This window comes from Sinorhizobium sp., assembly GCF_059070375.1.
Window position 1 is genome coordinate 2,305,832 of record NZ_JCACWC010000003.1, and the last position, 23,343, is coordinate 2,329,174.

Consider the following 23,343-nt stretch of genomic DNA (forward strand, 5'->3'; position numbering starts at 1 on the left):
GCGCATGTCACAGAGATGAGGGCAGCGCCGCGCCTGCGGCGCGACGAGCATAGGGATGAGGAGATCAAAAAAGCCGCGGCGGGTAGCCCGAATCTCGACAGGCCTTCATCCGACAATCGTCTGAATGCCGAATCACGGCGCGTTCCCAGTCAGATACCGAGCATCGTCTTGGCTTGGCCGAGCGCTGCTTCCGAGCCCGCATGGTCGCCGGCCTTGTGCAAGTCTTCGCCCTGCTGGCGCAACTGTTTCACCTTGGCCATGTCGGCCTCGGACAATGATGCGTTGGGCATGGCCGCATCGATGGCCTGCATCATGGAGGGGCACTGATTCGCAAAAGCGGGGACAGGCGCAAGCGCGAGAAACAGCGCAACGGAAATTCTGGTAATCATGGTCGCTCCTCCGTGGGCCGGGGGGCGGCTGCCTCCCCGGCAACGAGAGGATGATAGTCCAGAACCGGTCTGGCGCCAATCCGAGTGGCCGGACCCGTGCTCAGGCGGGCGGGAACCTACATGATCAGGTGCCGGATCGCCATGACCGCGATCCAGCCGACGAGCAGCATCCGAAGCGTCGATAAGCGCAGCCCGATGACGAAGGCGACGAGCATCGCTGCGGCGACGTCCATGCCACCATAGACGAAGGCGGGCGCCACCAGCGTCGTCAGTACAGCCGCGGGGACTGCGTTCAGCGCAGATTCGATCCGCGGGGGAATGTACTTCAGCTGCGTGATGAGCACGTAGCCACCGAAGCGCGTGACATAGGTGGCGACCGCGGCCGCAACGATAAGATAGAGCAGATCGAGGTGTTGCGCGTCCAAGGATCAGGCCTCCTTTTCCACGGCGTGGGCTTCGATCGCCGGTCGCTTCGGCGGCATGCAGGCCGCGAGCACGATGCCGGCAAGCGCGCCGATGCTGACATGCCAGGGGGAGCCGACGAAATGCATCGCCGCCACCGAGGCGACGGCGCTCACGGCCACGATCGGCAGAAAACGGTCGCGTGTGCGGAAGCTCATCACCAGCCCCAGAAAGTAGATCGGGAGGAGCACGTCGAGACCGATCGCTTTGGGATCGCCGATCAACTGCCCGAAAATCGCACCGATCAGCGTATTGATGATCCATGGAACATAGATCACGACGCCGAAGCCCGCATACCAGGCGAAGGTGACCGGCAATCCGCGCTCGCCGCGCTGTTCGGTCTCTGCATATTGCGGATCCACGAGCAGAAAGAAGGCGATCAGCTTTTGAGCGAAGCTGAAATGGCGGATGTGCTTGGCGAGAGAAGCGGAATAGAGCACGTGGCGGAAGTTGACCGCAAAAACCGAGAGCACCACGAGCCAGGGCTGCACGTTGCTTCCGAAGAGTTCGATGCCGACCATCTGGCTTGCACCCGCATAGACGGTGGCGCTCATGAATACCGCATCGGCAATCGAAAAACCGTTATCCACCGCAAGCGCCCCGAAAAGCGCGCCGAAGGGCGATGCCGCCAGCATGATCGGAAAGCCGCCGCGAAGCCCTTCCCGGAAATCGCCTCTGCTCATGAAATTCTCCCGCGGGGGCCGCTCGTAACGAGCATGCCGGCAGATTGCCTGCCGGACAGATAGGGACTGCCGCACATCGCGACAATTCAATTACTCTGATGCGGCGATTGAATTTTCTGATGGTTGGACGCGCGTCATTCCAAGCGCACGCAAGACCAGGTGCTCGGCCGGCCAAACCATAAGAAGGCGGACGCAAGGAACGCGCCCGCCCCGACACGTCAGCGCTTTACCTGAAACGTGTGCTCTATGCCTGGAAAAGTGCGTGCCTTCACCTCGTTGGCATAGGCCTCCGCCGCCTTTGAGATCGTCGGTGCCAGTTCGGCGAAGTGCTTGACGAAGCGCGGCTTGAAATCGTTGAAAAGACCGAGCATGTCGTCCGATACCAGGATCTGGCCGTCGCAGGCCGGCGAAGCGCCGATGCCGATGGTCGGCGCGCGCAGCGTGGCGGTGATCTCGCGGGCGACCGGCTCCACCGTTCCCTCGACCACGATGGCGAAAGCGCCGGCATCGTCGATCGCCTTGGCGTCGCGGCGGATCTTGGCCACTTCCTTCTCGTTGCGCCCGACCGAGCGGTAGCCGCCCGTCGTGTTGACGAGCTGCGGCATCAAGCCCACATGGCCGAGCACCGGAATGCCACGGCTGACAAGAAATTCGACCGTCTCGGCCATCTCGGCCCCGCCCTCGAGCTTCACTGCGCTGCAGCCCGTTTCCTTCAGGATGCGCGCGGCGCTGCGGAAGGCCTGTTCCTTGGATTCCTGATAGGCGCCGAAAGGCAGGTCGACGACGACACAACAGCGCTCCGAACCGCGCATGACCGCCTGGCCATGTGCAATCATCATGTCGAGCGTGACGCCGACGGTCGTATCGAGGCCGTAGAGAACCATGCCGAGCGAATCGCCGACGAGGAGGAAATCCACATGAGGATCGAGAAGACGTGCGATCGGCGTCGTATAGGCCGTCAGGCTGACGATCGGGCGCTCACCCTTCAGGGCTTCGATGCTGGCGGGGCTGAGCCGCCGTTTCGTGGTCTGGACGCTCATTCTCAGGCTACCTTTGCAAAACGGGCGGATTTCGGGGCTATGACGCGGTTGTCGAGCAGCTTCGTGGTGCCGAAGCGGACGAAGAGCAGGAGCAGGACCGGCTTTTCTCCGATCTCGCCGATAGGCTCAAGCGTTTCCGGGTCGCGCAGCGCCACCACTTCGGGCCGCGCCAGGGGTTCGCCGGCGAGAAACTCCAAGACACCCTTCTCGATTTCGGCCGGTTCGGTGACGCCGCTTGCGATCAGCCGCTCGGCCTCGTCCAGCGCCTTCGGCACGATCGCGGCTGCACGCCGCTCTTGTGCCGTCAGATAGACGTTGCGCGACGAACAGGCGAGCCCGTCCTCCTCGCGCACCGTCGGTACGCCGATGACCGTAACCGGCTGCGCCAGATCCTCGACCATGCGCCGGATGATCTGGAGCTGCTGGAAATCCTTTTCGCCGAAATAGGCGCGGTCCGGCTGGACGATGTTGAAGAGCTTGGTGACGACGGTCGCAACGCCTGCGAAATGGCCGGGCCTCACCGCGCCTTCGAGCTCGGAGCCGAGCTTCGGCACGTCGACCACCGTTTCCATCGGCCGCGGATACATGTCGGAAACGCCGGGGGCAAAAAGGAAATCGACGCCGCCATCGGTCAGCAGCGCGCGATCACGGGCGAGGTCGCGCGGGTATTTGCCAAGATCCTCGTTCGCGCCGAACTGCAGCGGATTGACGAATATGCTGGCAACGACCACGTCGTTCTCGCCGCGGGCGCGGCGCACGAGTTCCATATGGCCGACATGAAGATAGCCCATGGTGGGGACCAGTCCGACGGACCTGCCCGCGCGCCGATGCTCGGCAAGGGCCTCTCGCAGTTCGGCGATGGTGCTGATGGTTCTCATTTCGGACCCTCCAATCCGCCGGGACGTCAGACACGCCCCGCTTCGCCGATATGGCTCCTGCATCGTCAAAATGCTACAGCGACAGTTGCGCGTCCGATAAGACGCGCGGCTGCGGGCGCCAGCCCCGCGAAAAGGCAATTGCACAAATTTTGGCTGCAAGATCTATCTTGTGCAGCGCAAAAACACAAACGGAAATGGGCTCAAATTCGAAGCGCCGCACCTGATCGGCGTCTCAGACCGCGGTCGAGTACAAGGGGGTCGCAAAATTCAACGAGACCTGTCGGCACGCGGCACATGTCTTCGTCCTTGGCTCATCGAAGCGAAACCATCTTCAACAAGGAGCACCCCATGCGCATGATTTTCGTCAACCTGCCGGTCAAGGATCTGAAAGCCTCGCGTTCCTTCTTCTCCGCTTTGGGCTTTACATTCAACGAGCAGTTTTCCGACGAGACCGCCGCCTGCATGGTCATCGACGACAATATCTTCGCCATGCTTCTGACCGAGCCGAAGTTCCGTAGCTTCATCGTCGGCGAGATCAGCGACACGGCGAAGGGCACCGAGGTCATCACCGCGCTCTCCGCCGCGAGCCGTGCCGAATGCGACGACATGTTCGACAAGGCTATTGCCGCGGGCGGCAAGCCATGGAAGCCGGCGATCGACTACGGCTTCATGTACGGCATCAGCTTCCAGGACCTGGACGGCCACGTCTGGGAGTTCATGTGGATGGACATGTCGGCTGAGCAGCAGGCGTGACGATCTAAACCAACGGGTCACGCGGCATCGCTCTCATCCGCCTGCCGGCACCTTCTCCCCACGTCAATGGGGAGAAGGGACAAGGAGCGGCGCCGCGCCCCCCCTTTCGCCCCGCCTGCGGGAGAAACAAAACGCGCTACCCGCCGATCAGCGCCAGCCACTCGTCCTCGTCCATCGTCTGGACGCCGAGTTCGCGGGCCTTGTCGAGTTTCGAGCCGGCGCCGGGGCCGGCGACGACGATGTCGGTCTTCTTGGATACCGATCCCGCCACCTTGGCGCCGAGACTCTCCGCCTTTGCCTTCGCCTCCTCGCGCGTCATCTTCTCGAGCGATCCCGTGAAGACGACCGTCTTGCCGGCGACGGGGCTGTCGGTCGCCACGGGCAATGCCGCGCTTTCGGGGGTAACTTCCCGCAGCAGCTCGGAAACGACCTTCAGGTTGCGCGGCTCCTTGTAGAACTCGACAATCGCGCGAGCGACCACCTCGCCAATGCCGTCAATGCTGTTCAGCTCGTTCCAGGCATCTCCCGAAAAGCCTGCCGCCTCGGTCATGGCCGCCCCGAAATGCTCGTAGCTGCCATAGGAGCGCGCAAGCAGCTTGGCGGTCGTCTCGCCCACATGGCGGATGCCAAGCGCATAGATCAGGCGATGAAGCGCTATCGAGCGGCGGGCATTGATCGCCTCGTACAGCTTGCGGACGCTTACCTTGCCGAATCCGTCGATGTTCTCGAGCTTATTGAGCGATTGCTCCTGGCGGCGTTCGAGCGTGAATATCTCGGGGGCGGTGCGGATCCGCAGATTCTCGTCCTCGCTTTCGAAGAAGAACTCTATCTGCTTGGAGCCGAGGCCTTCGATGTCGAAGGCATTGCGCGAGACGAAATGCTTCAGATGCTCGACCGCCTGCGCACGGCAGACGAAGCCGCCCGTGCAGCGGCGCACGGCATCCACCTTGCCGGTCTTTTCGTTGATGTCGCGCACCGCATGGCTGCCGCAGATGGGGCACGTCGTGGGAAACCTGTAGGGCTCGGCGCCTTCCGGCCGCTCGTCCATCACCACGTCGACGATCTGAGGGATCACGTCCCCTGCCCGCTGGACGATCACCATGTCGCCGATGCGGACGTCGCGCCCATCGCGGATCGGTTCGCCGGTGTTGCCGACGCCCCGGATGTAATCCTCGTTATGCAGCGTCGCGTTAGTGACGACGACGCCCCCGACCGTGATCGGCTCCAGCCGCGCGACGGGCGTCAGGGCGCCGGTACGGCCGACCTGAATGTCGATGCCCTTCAGACGCGTGAACGCCTGTTCGGCCGGAAACTTGTGCGCCGTTGCCCAGCGCGGACTGCGCGAGCGGAAGCCGAGCCTGGCCTGCAGATCGAGCCGGTCGACCTTGTAGACGACGCCGTCGATGTCGTAGTCGAGGTCCGGACGCTCCCGCTCGATATGGTGATAGTGCTCCAGGAGCGCGTCGGCGGAGAAGAAGCGCTGCATCAGCGGGTTGACCGGGAATCCCCAGGCCTTGAAGGTCTCCACCATGCCGAGCTGCGTATCCGCAGGCATCGCCGAAATCTCGCCCCAGGCATAGGCGAAGAAGCGCAGCTTGCGGTTCGCCGTCACCTTCGCGTCCAGCTGACGGAGCGAACCCGACGCCGTATTGCGCGGGTTGACGTAGAGCGGCCTGCCCTGCGCCGCCATTTCGGCATTGAGCGCGGCGAAGTCCGATTTCGCCATGTAGATCTCGCCGCGGATCTCGACAACGTCAGGCGCGTCGGCGGGAAGCGTCTGCGGGATCATGCCGATGGTGCGAACATTGGCCGTGACGTTTTCCCCGGTCGTGCCGTCGCCGCGGGTCGCAGCCGTGACGAGCCGCCGGTTTTCGTAGCGCAGCGACATGGATAGCCCGTCGATCTTCGGCTCGGCCGTGAAGGCGATCGAGCCGTCCGGGAGCTGGCCGAGGAAGCGGTAGACGCCGGCGACGAATGCGCGGGCGTCCTCGTCCGAGAAGGTATTGTCGAGCGACAGCATCGGCCGCGCATGGGCGACGGGCGCGAAGGTGAGCGAGGGCGCGGCACCGACCTTCCGCGAGGGGCTGTCCTCGCGGACAAGTGCCGGAAAGCGCTCTTCGATGAGATCGTTCCGCCGCTTCAGCCCATCGTAGTCCGCATCCGAAATCTCCGGAGCATCCTTGCCGTGATAGAGTACGTCGTGGCGGGAAAGCTCCGCCGCCAGGAAGGCGAGTTCCTCGGCAGCTTCCGCTTCGTTCAATTGTTCGACGGGTTTTCTTTGATTCAGCATGGATGCGGCTCCAGAACTTTGGAGTCGCTTTTACTGCATGATTCTTAAAATCGGAATCGATTTGAGGGTAACCGATACGAAGATAAGTGGGAGGCTATTCAACCGTTGCCGGCGAGCAATCGCGCAGCCGCCGCCCTCGCCTCCTCGGTAATCGAGGCGCCGGCGAGCATGCGGGCGATCTCTTCCGTGCGTGCCGCTTCGTCCATGCGGGCGACGCGGGTGGCGATCATCTCGGTCTTTTCCGCGGAGGGCCCCTTCGAAATCAGGAGATGCGTCGCCGCACGCGCGGCAACCTGCGGCGCATGGGTGACGGAAAGCACCTGCACGGTTTTCGAAAGTCGCTTCAGGCGCTGGCCGATCGCATCCGCCACGGCGCCGCCGACGCCGGTATCGATCTCGTCGAAGACGAGCGTCGGCGCCGACCCGCGGTCGGCAAGCGCCACTTTCAGCGCGAGCAGGAAGCGCGAGAGCTCGCCACCCGAAGCGACCTTCATGATCGGCCCCGGCCTGGTGCCGGGATTAGTCTGGACGTGGAATTCGACCGCATCGATCCCGTCGGCCGTCGGCGATCCCGGATCGCTCGTCACCTCCACCATGAAGCGGGCGCGTTCGAGCTTCAGCGCAGGCAGTTCTTCCATGACGGCGGCCGAAAGCGCAGCAGCCGTATTGTGGCGCTTCTCGGAAAGCGAGCGGGCCGCAACGTCGAAGGCCGCCCTGGCCTCGGCGACCTGTATTTCCAGCTGCTTCAGCTTCTCCTCGCCGGCGTCGAGATCGGCAAGATCTGCGATCATCCGCGCGGCAAGTGCCGGCAGTTCGGTGACGGGAACCGAATATTTGCGGCTCGCGGCCCGCAGAGCAAAAAGCCGCTCCTCGACGCGCTCGAGTTCCTTCGGATCGAATTCCGTGTTGCGGAGCGCGCGCTCGACCGCCATCTGGGCATCCGCAAGCTGGTTCAGCGCCCCGTCCAGAAGCTCGACCGTCTCTTCGAGCAGGCCCGGTGCCTCATGGCTCTTGCGTTCGAGCCGCCGGACGAGCGACGCGATGAGCGGTACCGGCGAGGCGTTGCCGTTCAGAAACTCGGACGCCTCGCTGATATCCCCGGCAATCCGCTCGACCTTCATCATGCGGGCCCGGCTCTCGGCGAGTTCCTCCTCTTCGCCGTCGCGTGGCGAAAGCGTCTCGAGTTCCTCGACGGAGGAACGCAGATAGTCCGCCTCGCGGGCTGCTGCTTCCACCTTCTCGCGGTGTTTCTTCAGACCGCGCTCGGCATCCTTCCAGCCGCGATAGAAGGTCGCGACGTCTTCCGCAGCTTCGGTCGTGCCGCCGAAAGCATCGAGCAGCGTGCGGTGCGCGTCGGTATCGACAAGCGCCCGATCGTCGTGCTGGCCGTGAATTTCAACGAGCGTCTGGCCGACCTGCCGCATCAGCTGGACGCTCACCGGCTGGTCGTTGATGAACGCCTTGGTGCGGCCGTCGGCCGATTGCACACGGCGGAAGATCAGATCGCCGTCGTCGTCGATGCCGTTCTCGCGCAGGAAGAGCCGCGCCGCATGGCCGGCGGGAACGTCGAAGACAGCGGTAACCTGGCCTCTGTCCTCGCCGTGACGCACGAGCGAACCGTCGCCGCGGCCGCCCAGCGCGAGCGACAGACTGTCGAGAAGAATGGATTTGCCCGCACCGGTTTCGCCGGTCAGCACCGAAAGCCCGGCATCGAAGCTGAGGTCAAGCCGTTCGATCAGGACGATATCGCGGATCGCGAGCTGGGCGAGCATCCGGTTTCATATCTTCGTTGTCGGGCGCCGGGAAAATCACGCGCCGATGAGGTTCTTTCCCGCGCGCGCGATCCAGGACGTGCCGGTTTCGCGCGGCTCAAGGCCGCCGGATTGCAGCAGCTTGTAGGAGTCGGCATACCATTGGCTGTCGGGGTAGTTATGCCCGAGAACCGCTGCCGCCGTCTGGGCTTCCCCAGTCACGCCCATCGCATAATAGGCTTCGACGAGACGGGCGAGCGCTTCCTCGACCTGATTGGTGGTCGGATACCGCTCGACGACGGTGCGGAAGCGCGAAATCGCCGCAAGATATTCCTTGCGCTCGAGATAATAGCGGCCGACCTGCATCTCCTTGCCGGCGAGCTGGTCGCGTGCAAAGCGGATCTTTGCCTGCGCATCGTCGACATATTCGGAGTCCGGATACTTGTCGACGACGACCTGCATCGCCTCGATCGCCTTTGCCGCAGGTCTTTGATCCTGCGTCACCGACGGAATCTGCTTCGTATAGGCAAGGCCCTGGATATATTGCGCGTAGGCCGCGTCTTCCGACTGCGGATAAAGGTTCAGATAACGGTTGGTCGAGTTGATCGCGTCCTGATACTGGCCGTTGCGATAGGACACGAATGCATTCATGACCAGCGCTTTGCGGGCATATTCGGAGAACGGATGCTGCTTGTCGATCGCCTCGAACTTCCGCGCCGCTTCCGTCGTCTTGCCGGCGTTCAGGTTTGCGAGGCCCTGGTTGTAGAGCACGTCCGGCGGATCGGTCTCGGCCGTGAGTTTGGTGATGTCGATGTCCGGATCGTTCTGGCAGGCCGTGATCAGACTGGAGCCGGCGATAGCCGCAAGAACGACCGCGGCGACGCGCGCTGATCTTCTTATGTCGACAGAAACTGCAAGAACCATCGGATATTCCCGTTTCACTCAGCGCCTAGCATCGCGCCAGACTTGCGCGTTTTAGAGCAAGTTACCTCAAGACCGCAACGTCATGATCGGCAATTCATGCAAATTTGTGGCGCCCTGCAGCGCTGCACCCCTTTTCAGATGTGTAAAGCGCCTCTGGCACCGTGAAACTCGGTGGCGAAGAACACGCGTTACTCGAGGCAACGATCGAATCATCATAAAAATGCCGGCCTTTCGGCCGGCGACTGGAGAAGAATATCCTATGCCGTCAGGCGGACCAGGGCGCGAAGCCCGGTGCGGCAACCGCCACCATGTCCCGCGAACGGGTGCGCTGACGCGGCGTTGCCGTTTCCACCACCTCATAGGCGGTCGGATCGCTGAGCAATGCCTTGAGGGCATTGGCATTCATCCGGTGCCCGCCGCGATAGGAGCGGTAGCAGCCGAGGAAGGGAGCGCCCGCCAGCGAAAGATCGCCTACGGCGTCGAGGGTCTTGTGGCGGACGAACTCGTCCGTATACCGCAGTCCCTCCACATTGATGACCGCGTTGTCGTCCGAGATTACCACGGAGTTTTCGAGTGACGAGCCGAGCGCGAAACCGCCTGCCCAAAGGCGCTCCACATCGCGCATGAAGCCGAAAGTACGCGCCCGCGACAGCTCCCGTTTGAAAACGGAAGGCGTCATGTCGCCCTTCCATGCCTGGCGGCCGATCAGCGGGCAGTCGAAATCGATCTCGACTTCGAAGCGCATGCCGTCATAGGGCGTGAATTCCGACCAGGAAGCGCCCGATTCGATGCGCACCGGCTTTAGGATGCGGATATAGCGGCGCTTCTCGGCAAGCGATTGAATACCTGCCTGCTCGATCGCCTCGATAAAGGGGGCGGAGCTGCCATCCATGATCGGCATTTCGGCGCCATGCACCTCGATCGACAGATTGTCGAGGCCGAGCGCATAGACCGCCGCCATGACATGCTCGATCGTCGCGATCGAGGTCGCCGGCGAGAGGCCAAGGACGGTGCAGAGATCGGTGTTGCCGACCTGCGAAGAGACGGCCCGGAATTCGCTCACCCGGCCGCCGGCAAGCACACGCTGGAACACGATCCCGGCGTCGGCATCGGCCGGCTGGAAGGTGATCTCGACTTCCGCACCGGAGTGAACGCCAATTCCCTTGAGGGTTATCGGGTTTGCAATCGTCGTCTGAAACCCGAGCAGTTCGATTCCCATTCTCGTCACTTTCAATCAAGGCGGCCTTCGGCCAAAATCCTAGAGGGTGCCACGTTGCTCAAGACACAAGACGAAGTACCGGGATCCCGCGCCAGTCGGCGGAAATCTCGTCTTCGAACTAACAGCGCCCGATCGAATCGTATGCGTCCCCAATTCCGATGATGAAAATAAGAGTTTGGAGACACCATTCCAAATCACTGTTCGTTTCGGTTTGTTACGCAATTCATATGCGCGCAATGCAAATGATAAGCATCTGATTTCACGCGAGAAATCGAAAAATGCCCGGGCTGGCGCCCGGGCATCGGCAAGGTGAAGGAACAGTCTCCGCATGTTTCCCTGAACCGGAGCCGGCTCAGGAAAAACGGCGGCGACTGAAAGTACCACGGCGACGTTGCGCGTCCGATCGGACGCACGGCACCGTAGGTATCAGCTCGACTGGCGGCGCAGGAACGCCGGAATTTCGAGCTGATCGTCTTCATGCGACCGCATCTGAGGCGCAGCGCGACCGTGATCGTCGAGCTGGCCGCGACGCGGCGCATAGAGGCTGGCTTCCGGCGAAAGCGGCCGGCGCTGTTGCGAGGCGGCGCTTGGTGCGGCGGCGGTCATGTCGGACGAGACATTCGTCGCTTCCCGTTCACGCAGCCCGAGCGAGCTCGTGATCCGGTTCAGGAGTCCCATCGGTCCGCGTTCCTCCTGATGCACAGGCGCCGGCTGCGTCCGGTGATCCATTTCCGCCTTCACGACCGGCGGAAAGTCCTCAACCTTCGGCATGCGTACCGGCTCGGCCTGCTGCCGCACGACCGGGGTGGGCTCCTGCCGGACCGGCTGTGCCTGCATCTGCGGCTGAACGGGCGCCTGCATCTCGACCGGGCGCGGTGCCGGCTGCGCCGGCCGCATGACCGGTGCGGCCTCCGCCGGAGCGACGCCTGCGAAAAGCTTGCTCTGCGGACGGAAGGTCTCTTCCTGCAGTTGCGGCTGCGGCTGCGGCTGCGGCTGCGGTGCGGCGACCTGGGTGCGCGCAGCGATGTCGAGTTCGCGCTCCATTTCGGCTTCGCGAATGGCGAGCGCGATGTGGTCGACATTCTGCTGCTGCTGGAGCGGCTGCTGCACCGGCTGCGGCTGCGGGGCCGGCTGCAGCGAAACAGTCGGCTGCGGCTGGGCCGGAACGGCGGCGGACGGGCGGACGATCGGCTTCGGCGCTACCGGACGAAAGTCGGCGGAGCGGCCGGCCACCTCCGCGGCCGTGCGGTCGATGCCGGTCGCGACGACCGAAACCCGAATGAGGCCTTCGAGCTCCTCGTCGAAGGTCGCGCCGAGAATGATGTTGGCGTCCGGATCGACCTCCTCGCGGATACGCGTCGCAGCCTCATCCACCTCGAACAGCGTGAGGTCGCGGCCACCGGTGATGGAGATGAGCAGGCCTTGAGCGCCCTTCATCGAGGTTTCGTCGAGCAGCGGGTTGGCGATCGCAGCTTCCGCAGCGGCCATTGCGCGGCCTTCGCCGGAGGCTTCGCCCGTACCCATCATGGCGCGGCCCATTTCGCGCATCACCGAACGGACGTCGGCGAAGTCGAGGTTGATGAGGCCTTCCTTGACCATGAGGTCGGTGATGCAGGCGACGCCGGAATAAAGAACCTGATCGGCCATGGCGAAGGCGTCCGCGAAGGTCGTCTTGTCATTGGCGATGCGGAAGAGGTTCTGGTTCGGGATGACGATCAGGGTGTCGACCGACTTCTGAAGATCGGAAATACCCTGGTCGGCGATCCGCATGCGGCGTCCGCCTTCGAAATGGAACGGCTTGGTCACGACGCCGACGGTGAGGATACCCTTGTTGCGGGCAGCCTGGGCGACGATCGGAGCAGCGCCCGTGCCGGTGCCGCCGCCCATGCCGGCGGTGACGAAGCACATATGCGTGCCCTGCAGGTGATCGATGATCTCGTCGATGCATTCTTCAGCGGCCGCACGGCCGACTTCCGGCTGCGAGCCGGCACCAAGACCTTCGGTGACGGCGACACCCATCTGGATGATCCGCTCGGCCTTGGTCATGGTGAGTGCCTGGGCATCCGTGTTGGCGACGACGAAATCGACGCCCTGGAGCCCGGCGGTGATCATGTTGTTGACGGCGTTGCCGCCGCCGCCGCCGACGCCGAAGACCGTGATACGCGGCTTCAGCTCGGTAATGTCCGGCTTCTGCAAGTTGATGGCCATAGTCCTGTTCCTTCTCTTTCCCTGGCCGCCTTGCCGAGCCGGCCAATTCCTTCAAACTCGAACACCTGTCCCGTTCGGCGCTATGCCGAGCGGTCTAGAAACTTTCTTTCAGCCATTGCCCCATGCGGGCGAAACGGCTGTTGCCGCCGAGGGTGGAGAACATGCCGCTGCCGGCGGCATGCGTCTCGAGGTCGGCGACCTGAGGGTAGATCATCAGCCCGACGGCCGTGGAGAAGGCCGGGCCCTTGGCAGCGGCCGGCAGTCCGGATACGCCGAGCGGGCGGCCGATGCGGACATTGCGTGCGAGAATGCGCCGCGCCGCTTCCGGCAGGCCGGTCAACTGGCTGGCTCCCCCCGTCAATACGATCCGCTTGCCGACGATCGGGCTGAAACCGGACCGCTGGATACGGTCGCGTATGAGTTCCAGCGTCTCTTCGATGCGAGCGCGAACGATGCGCGAGACCAGAGCGCGCGGCACGTGTGTCGGCTGGTCGCGGTCGTCTTCGCCGATCGGCGGAACCGAAATGATATCGCGCTCGTCCGCGCTGTTCGGAAGCGCCGAACCGTGCACGACCTTCAGGCGCTCGGCATCCTCGATGCGGGTGGACAGGCCGCGCGCAAGATCGGTCGTGACATGGTGGCCGCCAAGCCCGACGGCATCCGCATGGACGAGCTTGCCTTCGGCGAAAACCGAGATCGTCGTCGTACCGCCGCCCATGTCGATGGCCGCACATCCGAGCTCGACCTCGTCATCCACGAGTGCCGCAAGGCCGCTGGCATAGGGCGTCGCGACCATGCCCTCGACCGAGAGGTGAGCGCGGTTGACGCAGAGCTCAAGGTTCTTCAGTGCGGGCCGCTCCGCCGTCAGCACATGCATGTCGACGCCGAGAACGTCCCCGAACATCGCCAGCGGGTCGCGGATGCCGCGCTCGCCGTCGAGCGAGAAGCCGGTCGGCAGAGAGTGCAGGATGGCACGATCGGTGCGCAGCGACTGGTGACCCGCGGCAGCGAGTACCTTCTTTAGATCATTTGCCTCGACCTCCTGCCCGCCGAGATCGATCGTCGCGGTATAGACGTCGCTCTGCAGGCGGCCGGCCGAAACATTCACGATGAGGCTGTCGATGGTCAGTCCCGCCATGCGCTCGGCTGCATCGACCGCAAGCCGGACGACACTTTCGACCGCATCGAGATCGGCGATGACGCCATTCTTGACGCCCCGCGACTTCTGGTGACCGATGCCGATGACCTCGATGCTGTGCGTGCGCCCCGGCAGGATCTGGCTCTCCGCACGCGGCGTCAGGCGGCCGATCATGCATACCACTTTGGTCGAGCCGATATCGAGCACCGACACGACATGCGACCGCTTCGAGGGCAAGGGTTTCAGACGCGGAAGGCCGAAATTGGCGGATCCGAACAAACTCATATCCGCTTCTCCTGGGCTTTCAGCATTTTCTCCCTCGCCTTGAGTGCGACTTCCCGGCGCTTCACGGCTTCCGGCGTCAGCTGTACGGTCGTGCGGTCTTCGAGCCTGAGATCGACGGCGGCGATGTCGCGCTCCAGCAACTGATGCGTGTCTTGCATACCGGCGAGCACGCTCATCGCGCGCGCAACATCCTTTTCCGGAAGCTTCACGACGACGCCGTTGTTGAGCCGCAGATCCCAGCGACGCCCGGCCACGCGCACGAAGGCTTTGACGCGGGAGCGGAACTCCGGCCAGCGGGAAAATTCATCGTAGAACGCGGCCGCCGCCGTCTCCGCGTCGCGGCCCACGAAAAGCGGCAGGCTGGCGAACTTGTTGTCCCTGAGCGGCGCGATGACGCTGCCGCTGCGCTCTATCAGGGAGAGATCCGATCCGTGCTGCCAGATACCGAAGGCTTCGCGCTCCTTGAGTACGACCTCGATCGTACCCGGATAGATCTTGCGCACCGTGACGGTCTCCACCCAGGGCAGTTCGCCGATAAGCCGACGCGCCTCCTCGATGTCGAGCGCCACCAGTGAGGTCGTGCCGTCCAGGCCGAGCTGCTGGAGAATGTCGATCTCGGAGGTCTGCGCGTTGCCGGAGACGCGGACGTCCTCGATCGCGAAGCCGGCGGCAGTCGTCGAGACCTGCGCGAAGCTCTGCGTGTGGCCGCCGAGCGACATGCCGTAAAGGCCCGTGGCCACCATGAAAGCTGCGGCGGAAACTGTTCCGGTATGATTCGGGAAGCGGATTCGACCGGCGCCAAGGCTGATCAGAAAGCGCACGCCCTTGCGCAGCGGCCGCGGCAGGACGAACGCTTCATCCGCCTCGGCGACAGCGCCGGCCGGGTAACGAACCCTCTTGCCCCTTCTGCCCCTCAGCGCAAGCACGACGCGTCCTCCACCATCCACCTGAGAAATTCACCGAACTGAAGGCCCGCATGCTGCGCCATCTCGGGCACCAGGGACGTTGGGGTCATGCCGGGTTGGGTATTGATCTCGAGCCAGATCAACTCGCCCTCACCATCCCCACGATCGTCGAAACGAAAGTCGGACCGGCTGACGCCGCGGCAACCGATCGCCTCATGCGCCTTCAACGCCAGTGTTTGTATTTTTTGGTAAATATTTGGTGAAATCTGTGCAGGAATGACGTGCTTCGAACCACCTTTTACGTATTTCGAGTCGTAATCGTAAAAGGCGTGCCCCTGCGGGATGATCTCAGTGACGCCGAGGGCGACATCGCCCATGACACCGCAGGTGAATTCGCGCCCCGCAATATAGCGCTCGACCATGATGCGGTCGCCGTAGCGCCACTCGCTTGAGGTGATCACCTGAGGCGGATGCGACTGATCCTCCTTGACGATCACCACTCCGAAGCTCGACCCCTCGCGGACCGGCTTCACCACATAGGGCGGCTTCATCGGATGCTGATTGCCGAAGCTGCGCCGGTCCATGACCAGCGCCTCGGCAACCGGGATGCCGGCAGCCTTGGCGACATGCTTTGCCTGGTCTTTATCCATGGCCAGCGCCGAGGCCAGGACGCCCGAATGGGTATAGGGGATCTCGAGATATTCGAGAATGCCCTGGATCGTCCCGTCCTCGCCGAACGGTCCATGAAGCGCATTGAAGACGACATCCGGGCGCAATTCCTGAAGAACCGCTGCGACGTCGCGACCGACATCGACCCGCGTGACGCGATAGCCTTCCGCCTCCAGCGCATCCGCGCAAGCCGTCCCCGAAGACAGGCTCACCGGCCTCTCCGAGGAAAATCCGCCCAACAGGACAGCAACATGCTTGCTGCTCATTCAAACCCCCAAACAATACGCCACTATCGCGAAGCTTGCTTGCACCTGGCTGATTTCGAAGCCTCGATTCGCGTGACCGTCGCGTGGAACCACTACAACGACATTATGGTTAATGAAGTGTTTACTTTGGTTAACTCTCGCCGCGAAACGCGCTTCGGCGAAACCCGCCCAGAATCAATCAGAGACAAGATTTCCTAGCTGAATCAGAGCTTTCTGTGGCTTGCAAGGGAAATAATCTTAGGAAAGGCAGAGCCCGCCTGCGTGTGCAGGCGGGCTCTACATGGTCTTACGTGGCGCTATCTTTCCCGATCTAGCTATCGTCGCCGACGATTTTCCATACGATCCCGGCAATGGCTGCACCGATCAGCGGTGCGACCCAGAAGAGCCAGAGCTGGGAAATGGCCCAGTCGCCGACGAACAGCGCCTGTCCGGTCGATCGGGCCGGATTTACGGAGGTGTTGGTGACCGGGATCGAGACGAGGTGAATCAAGGTCAGCCCAAGGCCGATGGCGATGGGCGCGAAGCCCACAGGCACGCGGCCATGCGTCGAGCCAAGAATGATGAGCAGGAAAAAGGCGGTCATGACGACCTCGGTGACGAGAGCCGCCGTCAACGAGTAGCCGCCCGGAGAATGTTCGCCGTAACCATTGGCGGCAAAACCGCCAAGCTGGAAATCGGCCTTGCCGCTGGCGATCACGTAGAGCACGGCAGCTGCGGCGATCGCGCCGGCGACCTGCGCGATGATGTAACCGACGAGGCTCGCCGGCGGCATTCTGCCGGCTACGGCAAGTCCGACCGATACCGCCGGATTGAAATGGCCGCCGGAAATTCCGCCGACCGCATAGGCCATGGTCAGCACCGTAAGGCCGAAGGCAAAGGAGACCCCGAGCAGGCCGATGCCGACCTCCGGGAAGGCAGCGGAAAGTACGGCGCTGCCGCACCCCCCGAGAACGAGCCAGAAAGTACCGAGAAATTCCGCAGAGAGCTTTCTGAACATGAATATTCCCCCAAATCGAAGCAAAACGCTTCGCCGGCGAGAGTTCTCCAGTATTCGATTCTCGTCAAGCAGGAGATGTATTTTCTGGCGATGCCCGCAATACGGGAAGCCCGTGAATTCATGTAAGTGGGCATGTCGACCGCTCGAGCACACCGAGGCGATGCGCCGGTGGAATATTGCTGCGCCGGCAAGCGCATTTAGTTCGCATTTCTTACGAAATCGGACTTTCTCGATGTGAAAACTTGCGCTAAGAACCGGCCGCCCGCCCCCCAAGACGGCATAACCGCCAGATCATTTTTTGCGTCCATGGGACAGCGAACTGATCTAACCCTCTGAAACTACGCAATTCCGGCGGGGGAGAGTTACTCGCTTTCCCGCGAATTGCCACAGGAACGAACCAATGACAGACGCGACAACCTCGCTGTCGCCGCAGGATGGTGCGTTGCATCGGCAGGCCGTGAACTCCCCTGCCCGGGTGCTGTTCGCCAGCCTGGTCGGCACCACGATCGAATTCTTCGACTTCTATGTCTATGCGACCGCAGCGGTAATCATCTTCCCGCACCTTTTCTTCCCTGCAGCCGATCCGACCTCGGCAATGCTGCAGTCCCTCGCCACCTTTTCGATCGCCTTCTTCGCCCGCCCGCTCGGCGCCGTGATCTTCGGTCACTTCGGCGACAGGATCGGCCGGAAGGCGACGCTCGTCGCCGCGCTGATGACCATGGGCATTTCCACGGTCATCATCGGCCTGTTGCCCACCTATTCGACGATCGGCGTCGTGGCACCGCTGCTGCTTGCCCTCTGCCGTTTCGGTCAGGGTCTCGGCCTCGGCGGCGAATGGGGCGGCGCGGTGTTGCTCGCCACCGAGAATGCGCCCGAAGGCAAGCGGAGCTGGTACGCCATGTTCCCGCAGCTGGGCGCTCCGATCGGCTTCATCCTGTCGGCAGGAACCTTCCTCATCCTCGGCGAAGTCATGAGCGAAGAGGCCTTCTTCGCCTGGGGCTGGCGCGTTCCCTTCATCGCCAGCGTGCTGCTCGTGATCGTCGGCCTCTATGTCCGCCTGAAGATCACCGAAACGCCGGAATTCCAGAAGGCGATCGACAAGCACGAGCGTGTCGAGGTGCCGGTCGCGGCGATCTTCCGCTCGCACAAGCGAAGCCTCGTACTCGGCACCTTCGTGGCGCTCGCGACCTTCGTCCTGTTCTATCTGATGACCGTCTTCTCGCTCTCCTGGGGCACGACAAAGCTCGGCTATTCGCGCGAACAGTTCCTGCTCGTACAGATGACGGGCGTCGTCTTCTTCGGCCTGATGATCCCGGTCTCCGGCATACTTTCGGACCGCTTCGGCCGGCGCCTCGTGCTGGTGCTGACGACGATCGGCATCGGCCTTTTCGGCCTCTTCATGGCACCGCTTCTGTCATCCGGTCTCGGCGGGGCCTTCGTCTTCTCGATCGTCGGCCTCGGCCTGATGGGCCTCACCTACGGGCCGATCGGCGCGGCGCTGGCGGCCCCCTTCCCGACGGCGGTGCGCTATACCGGCGCCTCGATGACCTTCAACCTCGCCGGCATCTTCGGCGCGTCGCTCGCGCCCTATATCGCCACCTGGCTCGCGACCAATTACAGCCTCGGCCATGTCGGCTACTATCTGCTGGCCGCGGCATCGATCACGCTCGTCTGCCTGCTTCTTTCGAACGAGGAAGAGGTCTCGGGCTGAGAGATGGAATAATCCGGAAAAAAGGGCCGCGTCGGATATTCGCCGCGGCCTTTTTCTTGGTCCCGATTTCGGATCAGGCCGTGGCGCGGCCGAGGAATTCCCTGATTTCATAGCCCGGCATGAAATTGCCGACCCGCTTGATTTCCCATTCCAGCTTGACGCCGGAATGCTCCATCACCCGCTGGCGCACGGTCTCGCCGAGATATTCGAGCTCGTAGCCAGTCGCCTGTCCGGTATTGATCATGAAATTGCAGTGAAGCGGCGACATCTGGGCATTGCCGATCATCATCCCGCGGCAGCCGGCCTCATCGATCAGCTTCCAGGCCGAGTGGCCGTCCGGGTTCTTGAACGTGGATCCGCCGGTCTTCTCGCGGATCGGCTGCACCGTTTCGCGATGCTGGCGCACGGCGTCCATGTCGGTGCGGATCTTGGTCTTGTCTTCCGCATAGCCCTCGAAGATCGCATGCGTGAAGATCAGCTCCTTGGCCGCGCCGGAATGGCGGTAACCGTAGCCCATCTCGGCTTTGCTCAGGACATGCCTGTTGCCCTTGCGGTCGACGGCATGGACCTCGACGACGCGTTCGCTGGTTTCGCCGCTATTGGCGCCGGCGTTCATGCGGAGTGCCCCGCCGATCGAACCGGGAATGCCGTAATAGAAGTAGAAGCCGCCGATACCATGGTCGAGCGCCATGGCGGCGATGTTCTTGTCCGGGCAGATCGCGCCCGCCTTGATGCGGTTTTCACCGGCGAGTTCGAGATCGCCGAAGCCCTTCGCCGAAAGCCGGATGACGACACCCGGAATACCGCCGTCGCGCACGAGCAGGTTGGAGCCCACGCCGACGACCATTACCGGCACCTCTTCGGGCACCAGCTTCAGGAAGGCGACGAGGTCGTCGGTGTCGTGCGGCTGGAACATGAGCTCGGCGAGACCGCCCGCCCGAAACCAGGTAACGCGGTCCATCGGCGCATCGGGCGTGAGACGTCCGCGGATTGCAGCGACGCCGTTTCCGAGCGAATCGAGAAGTTTCTGACCGTTGACCTGTTTCATGCTCGATTTCCTGAAATTTCCGCGAGCTGCTTGGGCAAGGCCGCGGCCCAATAGGTAATGCTGCCAGCTCCCAAGAGAACCACAAAATCGCCCGGCTGTGCAATCTTCGCGATAACAGGCGCCAGTGCCTCCTGTCCGGGGATGTGGCGGGCATCGCGATGGCCGGCAGCCTTGATGCGGTCGACGAGCGCTTCCGAACTGACGCCCTCTATGGCTTCCTCGCCGGCCGCATAGACCGGAGCGAGCAGGATCGTATCGGCGTCGTTGAAGCAGGATGTGAAGTCTTCGAAGAGGCTCGACAGGCGCGAGTAGCGATGCGGCTGGTGGACCGCGACGATGCGCCCCTGGCACGCCTCGCGCGCCGCCCTCAGGACCGCCCTGATCTCGACGGGATGGTGGCCGTAATCGTCGAAGATGCGCGCGCCGTTCCACTCACCCGTCAGAGTAAAGCGGCGTTTCACGCCGCCGAAGGTGGCAAGACCTCTCGCAATGTCCTCGGGCTTGATGCCGAGCCGCTGTGCGACCGCCACGGCAGCCGTGGCGTTGGAGACATTATGGCGTCCGGGCATCGGCAGCCTGAGGTCCTTGATCGCGATCACCTGGCCCGTGCGGCGGCGGCGGATCTCGATATCGAAGATGGAGGTCGCACCGTCCATGCGGATATTGTGGAAGCGCACGTCGGCCTGGGGGTTCTCGCCGTAGGTGACGACCTTCCGGTCCTCGATCTTGCCGACCATGGACTGGACCTCCGGGTGGTCGAGACACAGCACGCCAAAACCGTAAAAGGGCACGTTCTCGACGAACTGCCGGAAGGCCGCGCGCACGGCGTCGAAATTGCCGTAGTGGTCGAGATGTTCGGGATCGATATTGGTGACGACCGCGATGTCGGCCGGCAGCTTCAGGAACGTGCCGTCGGATTCGTCTGCTTCGACCACCATCCATTCGCCGGCGCCCATGCGCGCATTGGTGCCGTAGGCGTTGATGATGCCGCCGTTGATCACGGTCGGATCGAGACCGCCCGCATCGAGCAGGGCGGCGACCATCGAGGTCGTCGTCGTCTTTCCATGGGTCCCGCCGATCGCAATTGCATTGCGGAAGCGCATCAGCTCGGCAAGCATCTCGGCACGCCGCACGACCGGCAGGAACTTCTCGCGGGCAGCGATGAGCTCGGGGTTGTCCTTCTTGATCGCCGTCGAGACGACGACCACCTCGGCATCGCCGAGATTTTCCGCTTTGTGCCCGATGGAGACGCTGATGCCCTTTTCCCGCAGACGCTGCACATTGGCGCTGTCGGCCTGGTCGGAACCCTGGACGCGATGGCCGAGATTGTGCAGGACCTCGGCAATACCGCTCATGCCGATGCCGCCGATACCAATGAAATGTACGAGCCCGATCGTCTTCGGCATCTTCATGAGCGTGTTTCCTTGAACTTCGCGACTGTCGAGCCGCTGGCAATAGCCTCTACCAGCAAGGCAAGCAAGCGCGCGGCATCCGGCTTGCCGGTCTGGCGGGCGCCGGCCGCCATCTGCGCCAGCGCATCCGGGTTGCTCATCGCATCCGCAAGGATGCCGGCGAGCCGCTCGGCGCTGAGCTCCACCTGCGCGATCACGCGCGCCCCCCCTTTCGCGGCGAGTGCCGCGGCATTGGCTGCCTGGTCGTGGTCGAGAGCGTAGGGATACGGCACCAGGATCGCCGGGCGTCCGATGACCGAGATTTCCGAAACGGTGGACGCGCCCGAGCGGCAGATAACGAGCTGCGCCGAAGCGATCCGACCGGCCATGTCGGTGAAGAAGGGAGATACCTCAGCGGGAACGCCGAGCTTCTCGTAGACCGCGATGACGCCTTCGCGGTCCTCGGGCCGGGCCTGCTGCGTCACCTTCAGCCGCTGGCGCAGCGCGTCGTCGAGCCGGCAGACCGCCTGCGGCACCGTTTTCGAGAAGAATTGCGCGCCCTGGCTGCCGCCGAAGACCACGAGATGAAAGGGCGCATCGCCGGCAGCCGGCGCATAAGGAAGCCCGGCAGCCTTCAGCACCGCCGGACGCACAGGGTTTCCGGTCGCCACGGTCTTCGCCGCGAAGGCTCCGGCGCCTTCCGGGAGAAAGCCGCCGGCGACGGCCTTGACCCGCGATGCGAGCATTTTGTTGGCGCGGCCCATCACCGCGTTCTGTTCGTGGATGATCGACGGAATGCCCATGCCCGTGGCCGCAAGCAGCGGCGGCACCGTCGGGTAGCCGCCGAAGCCGACGACGGCCCTGGGCCTAAGCCTGGCAATCAGTCGCCGGGCCGCCCTCAGCCCCGTCCAGAGCTTCCACACCGACCGGGCGAGTTTCATCGGGTTCTTCGAACCGATCGTCGCCGACGGCACGACATGAATCTCGTCGGCCGGGAACTTCCCCGTGAAGCGTTCGGCACGGCTGTCCGTCACCAGATGCACGGAATAGCCCGTCGCTTTCAGCTCATGCGCAAGCGCCTCGGCTGGAAAGAGGTGCCCGCCGGTTCCGCCGGCGGCAAGAAGAATGATGCCTTTATCCATGTCTCACTCCGCCGGCACTCCGACGCCCGATCGAAAGAGGCTGCGCTCGACGGCACGTTTCTCCGGCCGATGACGCGTCAGTGCCAGAATGAACCCCGCCGTCACGCAGATCGCCACCATCGACGACCCGCCATAGGAAATCAGCGGGAGCGTCATGCCCTTGGCCGGAAGCAGCTCGAGATTCACGCCGATATTGATCATCGACTGGATGCCGATTTGCAGAACCAGCCCGGCAACCGCGAATCGATTGAAATCGTTGCGCTCGCGGAAGGCATGATTGAGGCCGCGCATGACCACGAAGGCGAAGATCATGACGATGACCATGCAGAAGACGATGCCGAACTCCTCCGCAGCGACGGAGAAGATGAAGTCCGTATGGCTGTCCGGAATGATGCGCTTCACCACGCCCTCACCGGGGCCGCGGCCGAACCAGTCACCGCGAATGATCGCCTCGCGGGCCGTATCCACCTGGAACGTATCGCCTTCGCCGGTCAGGAACCGGTCGATGCGGCCGGCGACGTGGGGCAGGATGGAATAGGCGGCGAAAAATCCGCCTATCGCCACCGACGCGAGCACGATGATCCAGAGCCATGGCATGCCGGCCATGAAGAACATGCCGCCCCAGACCGCCGCAGTGAGGATGGTCTGGCCGAGGTCGGGCTGGGCAACGAGGAGCGCCCCGACGATACCGAAGAGGAGGATCGAAAGCAGATTACCGGGAATTTCCGGCTGCCGCGCATGTTCGGCGAAAAGCCAGGCGCAGACTACGACAAAGGCGGGCTTCATGAATTCCGAGGGCTGTATCGAAATGCCGGCGAGCGCCAGCCACCGCCGGGAGCCCTTGACCTCCTGGCCGAAGAACAGAGCCAGCACCATCATCGCCGTGGAAATCACGAGCAGGATGATTGCCGTGCGCCGCACCTGTCGCGGCGAGAGAAAGGAGATGCCGACCATCACCACCAGCGACGGCAGGAGGAAGAGCGCATGGCGCTTGACAAAGTGGAAGCTGTCGAGGCCGAGCCGTTCGGCGACCGGGGGGCTTGCGGCGAAGGAGAGCATGAAGCCCACGCCCATCAGCAGGATGAAGGCGGCGAGAAAAAATCTGTCGATCGTCCAGAACCAGTCGGCCACGGGGCCACGTTCGGCTCGGCTTACCATCAGTCTGTCCCCTTTCCGGGCGCGTACCGCGCCAAA

Annotated in this window: 21 protein-coding genes; 3 read left to right on the forward strand and 18 right to left on the reverse strand. The window is 63.2% G+C overall.

The window, feature by feature from the left end; all coding sequences use genetic code 11:
- Window positions 1-149: 149 nt before the first annotated feature.
- The 5 genes from AC5J09_RS23235 to panC form a co-directional block, all read right to left on the reverse strand.
- Window positions 150-389, reverse strand: a complete 240-nt coding sequence (locus AC5J09_RS23235) for a PA2433 domain-containing protein (RefSeq protein ID WP_100671686.1) — start codon at window positions 387-389, stop codon at window positions 150-152.
- A 116-nt stretch (window positions 390-505) separates the two neighbouring features.
- Window positions 506-814 carry an AzlD family protein gene (locus tag AC5J09_RS23240; RefSeq protein WP_494298590.1) on the reverse strand — a complete coding sequence of 103 codons (309 nt, stop codon included), beginning with the start codon at window positions 812-814 and terminating at the stop codon, window positions 506-508.
- 3 nt (window positions 815-817) lie between these two features.
- A complete protein-coding gene (locus AC5J09_RS23245) occupies window positions 818-1,534 on the reverse strand; it encodes an AzlC family ABC transporter permease (protein WP_018095439.1) in 717 nt (238 codons plus the stop codon).
- A gap of 218 nt (window positions 1,535-1,752) precedes the next feature.
- Entirely contained in the window at window positions 1,753-2,574 is an 822-nt protein-coding gene (panB, locus tag AC5J09_RS23250) for a 3-methyl-2-oxobutanoate hydroxymethyltransferase (protein ID WP_018095440.1), read from the reverse strand.
- A gap of 2 nt (window positions 2,575-2,576) precedes the next feature.
- Window positions 2,577-3,452 (reverse strand): pantoate--beta-alanine ligase, encoded by an 876-nt coding sequence (gene panC / locus AC5J09_RS23255; RefSeq protein WP_324762013.1) that lies wholly within the window; start codon window positions 3,450-3,452, stop codon window positions 2,577-2,579.
- A 348-nt stretch (window positions 3,453-3,800) separates the two neighbouring features.
- Between panC and AC5J09_RS23260 the strand changes: the two genes are divergently transcribed.
- A complete protein-coding gene (locus AC5J09_RS23260; protein WP_100671689.1) occupies window positions 3,801-4,205 on the forward strand; it encodes a VOC family protein in 405 nt (134 codons plus the stop codon).
- Window positions 4,206-4,341: 136 nt separating this feature from the next.
- On the opposite strand, the gene ligA is transcribed toward AC5J09_RS23260, so the two are convergent.
- From ligA to AC5J09_RS23300, 8 genes are all read right to left on the reverse strand, one after another.
- Window positions 4,342-6,495 (reverse strand): NAD-dependent DNA ligase LigA, encoded by a 2,154-nt coding sequence (ligA, locus tag AC5J09_RS23265; protein WP_324762014.1) that lies wholly within the window; start codon window positions 6,493-6,495, stop codon window positions 4,342-4,344.
- A gap of 98 nt (window positions 6,496-6,593) precedes the next feature.
- On the reverse strand, window positions 6,594-8,267 hold the full coding sequence (recN, locus tag AC5J09_RS23270; RefSeq protein WP_494298591.1) for a DNA repair protein RecN: 1,674 nt from the start codon (window positions 8,265-8,267) through the stop codon (window positions 6,594-6,596).
- A 36-nt stretch (window positions 8,268-8,303) separates the two neighbouring features.
- Window positions 8,304-9,170 (reverse strand): outer membrane protein assembly factor BamD, encoded by an 867-nt coding sequence (locus AC5J09_RS23275; RefSeq protein ID WP_018095445.1) that lies wholly within the window; start codon window positions 9,168-9,170, stop codon window positions 8,304-8,306.
- A gap of 265 nt (window positions 9,171-9,435) precedes the next feature.
- A complete protein-coding gene (gene lpxC, locus AC5J09_RS23280; protein ID WP_018095446.1) occupies window positions 9,436-10,389 on the reverse strand; it encodes a UDP-3-O-acyl-N-acetylglucosamine deacetylase in 954 nt (317 codons plus the stop codon).
- Between the two features lie 426 nt (window positions 10,390-10,815).
- Window positions 10,816-12,597 (reverse strand): cell division protein FtsZ, encoded by a 1,782-nt coding sequence (gene ftsZ, locus AC5J09_RS23285; RefSeq protein WP_275597664.1) that lies wholly within the window; start codon window positions 12,595-12,597, stop codon window positions 10,816-10,818.
- A 94-nt stretch (window positions 12,598-12,691) separates the two neighbouring features.
- Window positions 12,692-14,020 carry a cell division protein FtsA gene (gene ftsA, locus AC5J09_RS23290; RefSeq protein WP_010969742.1) on the reverse strand — a complete coding sequence of 443 codons (1,329 nt, stop codon included), beginning with the start codon at window positions 14,018-14,020 and terminating at the stop codon, window positions 12,692-12,694.
- Entirely contained in the window at window positions 14,017-14,946 is a 930-nt protein-coding gene (gene ftsQ / locus AC5J09_RS23295; RefSeq protein WP_018095449.1) for a cell division protein FtsQ, read from the reverse strand. Before ftsQ ends, ftsA begins: the two co-directional genes overlap by 4 nt.
- Window positions 14,934-15,860 carry a D-alanine--D-alanine ligase gene (locus tag AC5J09_RS23300; RefSeq protein WP_275597662.1) on the reverse strand — a complete coding sequence of 309 codons (927 nt, stop codon included), beginning with the start codon at window positions 15,858-15,860 and terminating at the stop codon, window positions 14,934-14,936. The genes ftsQ and AC5J09_RS23300 overlap by 13 nt, the downstream gene beginning before the upstream one ends.
- Here AC5J09_RS23300 and AC5J09_RS23305 point away from each other — a divergent pair.
- A complete protein-coding gene (locus tag AC5J09_RS23305) occupies window positions 15,846-16,058 on the forward strand; it encodes a hypothetical protein (RefSeq protein ID WP_494298592.1) in 213 nt (70 codons plus the stop codon). The two genes, AC5J09_RS23300 and AC5J09_RS23305, sit on opposite strands and share 15 nt — an antisense overlap.
- Before the next feature lie 112 nt (window positions 16,059-16,170).
- Here the strand turns inward: AC5J09_RS23305 and aqpZ are convergent, their stop codons facing one another.
- Complete coding sequence (gene aqpZ / locus AC5J09_RS23310; protein ID WP_100671693.1) at window positions 16,171-16,857, reverse strand: aquaporin Z; 687 nt, start codon at window positions 16,855-16,857, stop codon at window positions 16,171-16,173.
- Window positions 16,858-17,257: 400 nt separating this feature from the next.
- Here aqpZ and AC5J09_RS23315 point away from each other — a divergent pair, with 400 nt between their 5' ends.
- The gene (locus tag AC5J09_RS23315; RefSeq protein WP_494298594.1) at window positions 17,258-18,568 is read left to right on the forward strand and encodes an MFS transporter; all 1,311 of its coding nucleotides are present in this window, start codon (window positions 17,258-17,260) and stop codon (window positions 18,566-18,568) included.
- Window positions 18,569-18,641: 73 nt separating this feature from the next.
- On the opposite strand, the gene murB is transcribed toward AC5J09_RS23315, so the two are convergent.
- From murB to ftsW, 4 genes are read right to left on the reverse strand one after another with little or no spacing between them, the layout of a single operon-like run.
- Window positions 18,642-19,616: a UDP-N-acetylmuramate dehydrogenase gene (gene murB / locus AC5J09_RS23320; protein WP_018095453.1), complete on the reverse strand. Its 975-nt coding sequence runs from the start codon at window positions 19,614-19,616 to the stop codon at window positions 18,642-18,644.
- The gene (gene murC, locus AC5J09_RS23325; protein ID WP_018095454.1) at window positions 19,613-21,028 is read right to left on the reverse strand and encodes a UDP-N-acetylmuramate--L-alanine ligase; all 1,416 of its coding nucleotides are present in this window, start codon (window positions 21,026-21,028) and stop codon (window positions 19,613-19,615) included. The genes murB and murC overlap by 4 nt, the downstream gene beginning before the upstream one ends.
- The gene (gene murG, locus AC5J09_RS23330) at window positions 21,025-22,149 is read right to left on the reverse strand and encodes an undecaprenyldiphospho-muramoylpentapeptide beta-N-acetylglucosaminyltransferase (protein WP_324762018.1); all 1,125 of its coding nucleotides are present in this window, start codon (window positions 22,147-22,149) and stop codon (window positions 21,025-21,027) included. The genes murC and murG overlap by 4 nt, the downstream gene beginning before the upstream one ends.
- A 3-nt stretch (window positions 22,150-22,152) precedes the next feature.
- Entirely contained in the window at window positions 22,153-23,307 is a 1,155-nt protein-coding gene (gene ftsW, locus AC5J09_RS23335) for a putative lipid II flippase FtsW (RefSeq protein ID WP_275597658.1), read from the reverse strand.
- Between the last annotated feature and the right edge of the window lie 36 nt (window positions 23,308-23,343).

Excerpts from the sequence above, each read along its gene's own strand:
- ftsA (WP_010969742.1), bottom strand. The coding sequence starts at position 14,020 with ATGAGTTTGTTCGGATCCGCCAATTTCGGCCTTCCGCGTCTGAAACCC.
- murG (WP_324762018.1), bottom strand. The coding sequence starts at position 22,149 with ATGGATAAAGGCATCATTCTTCTTGCCGCCGGCGGAACCGGCGGGCAC.
- ftsW (WP_275597658.1), bottom strand. The coding sequence starts at position 23,307 with ATGGTAAGCCGAGCCGAACGTGGCCCCGTGGCCGACTGGTTCTGGACG.
- panB (WP_018095440.1), bottom strand. The coding sequence starts at position 2,574 with ATGAGCGTCCAGACCACGAAACGGCGGCTCAGCCCCGCCAGCATCGAA.
- ligA (WP_324762014.1), bottom strand. The coding sequence starts at position 6,495 with ATGCTGAATCAAAGAAAACCCGTCGAACAATTGAACGAAGCGGAAGCT.
- murC (WP_018095454.1), bottom strand. The coding sequence starts at position 21,028 with ATGAAGATGCCGAAGACGATCGGGCTCGTACATTTCATTGGTATCGGC.
- aqpZ (WP_100671693.1), bottom strand. The coding sequence starts at position 16,857 with ATGTTCAGAAAGCTCTCTGCGGAATTTCTCGGTACTTTCTGGCTCGTT.
- AC5J09_RS23305 (WP_494298592.1), top strand. The coding sequence starts at position 15,846 with ATGCTTGCTGCTCATTCAAACCCCCAAACAATACGCCACTATCGCGAA.
- AC5J09_RS23315 (WP_494298594.1), top strand. The coding sequence starts at position 17,258 with ATGACAGACGCGACAACCTCGCTGTCGCCGCAGGATGGTGCGTTGCAT.
- lpxC (WP_018095446.1), bottom strand. The coding sequence starts at position 10,389 with ATGGGAATCGAACTGCTCGGGTTTCAGACGACGATTGCAAACCCGATA.
- AC5J09_RS23300 (WP_275597662.1), bottom strand. The coding sequence starts at position 15,860 with ATGAGCAGCAAGCATGTTGCTGTCCTGTTGGGCGGATTTTCCTCGGAG.
- ftsZ (WP_275597664.1), bottom strand. The coding sequence starts at position 12,597 with ATGGCCATCAACTTGCAGAAGCCGGACATTACCGAGCTGAAGCCGCGT.
- AC5J09_RS23260 (WP_100671689.1), top strand. The coding sequence starts at position 3,801 with ATGCGCATGATTTTCGTCAACCTGCCGGTCAAGGATCTGAAAGCCTCG.
- murB (WP_018095453.1), bottom strand. The coding sequence starts at position 19,616 with ATGAAACAGGTCAACGGTCAGAAACTTCTCGATTCGCTCGGAAACGGC.
- AC5J09_RS23245 (WP_018095439.1), bottom strand. The coding sequence starts at position 1,534 with ATGAGCAGAGGCGATTTCCGGGAAGGGCTTCGCGGCGGCTTTCCGATC.
- panC (WP_324762013.1), bottom strand. The coding sequence starts at position 3,452 with ATGAGAACCATCAGCACCATCGCCGAACTGCGAGAGGCCCTTGCCGAG.
- AC5J09_RS23235 (WP_100671686.1), bottom strand. The coding sequence starts at position 389 with ATGATTACCAGAATTTCCGTTGCGCTGTTTCTCGCGCTTGCGCCTGTC.
- recN (WP_494298591.1), bottom strand. The coding sequence starts at position 8,267 with ATGCTCGCCCAGCTCGCGATCCGCGATATCGTCCTGATCGAACGGCTT.
- AC5J09_RS23275 (WP_018095445.1), bottom strand. The coding sequence starts at position 9,170 with ATGGTTCTTGCAGTTTCTGTCGACATAAGAAGATCAGCGCGCGTCGCC.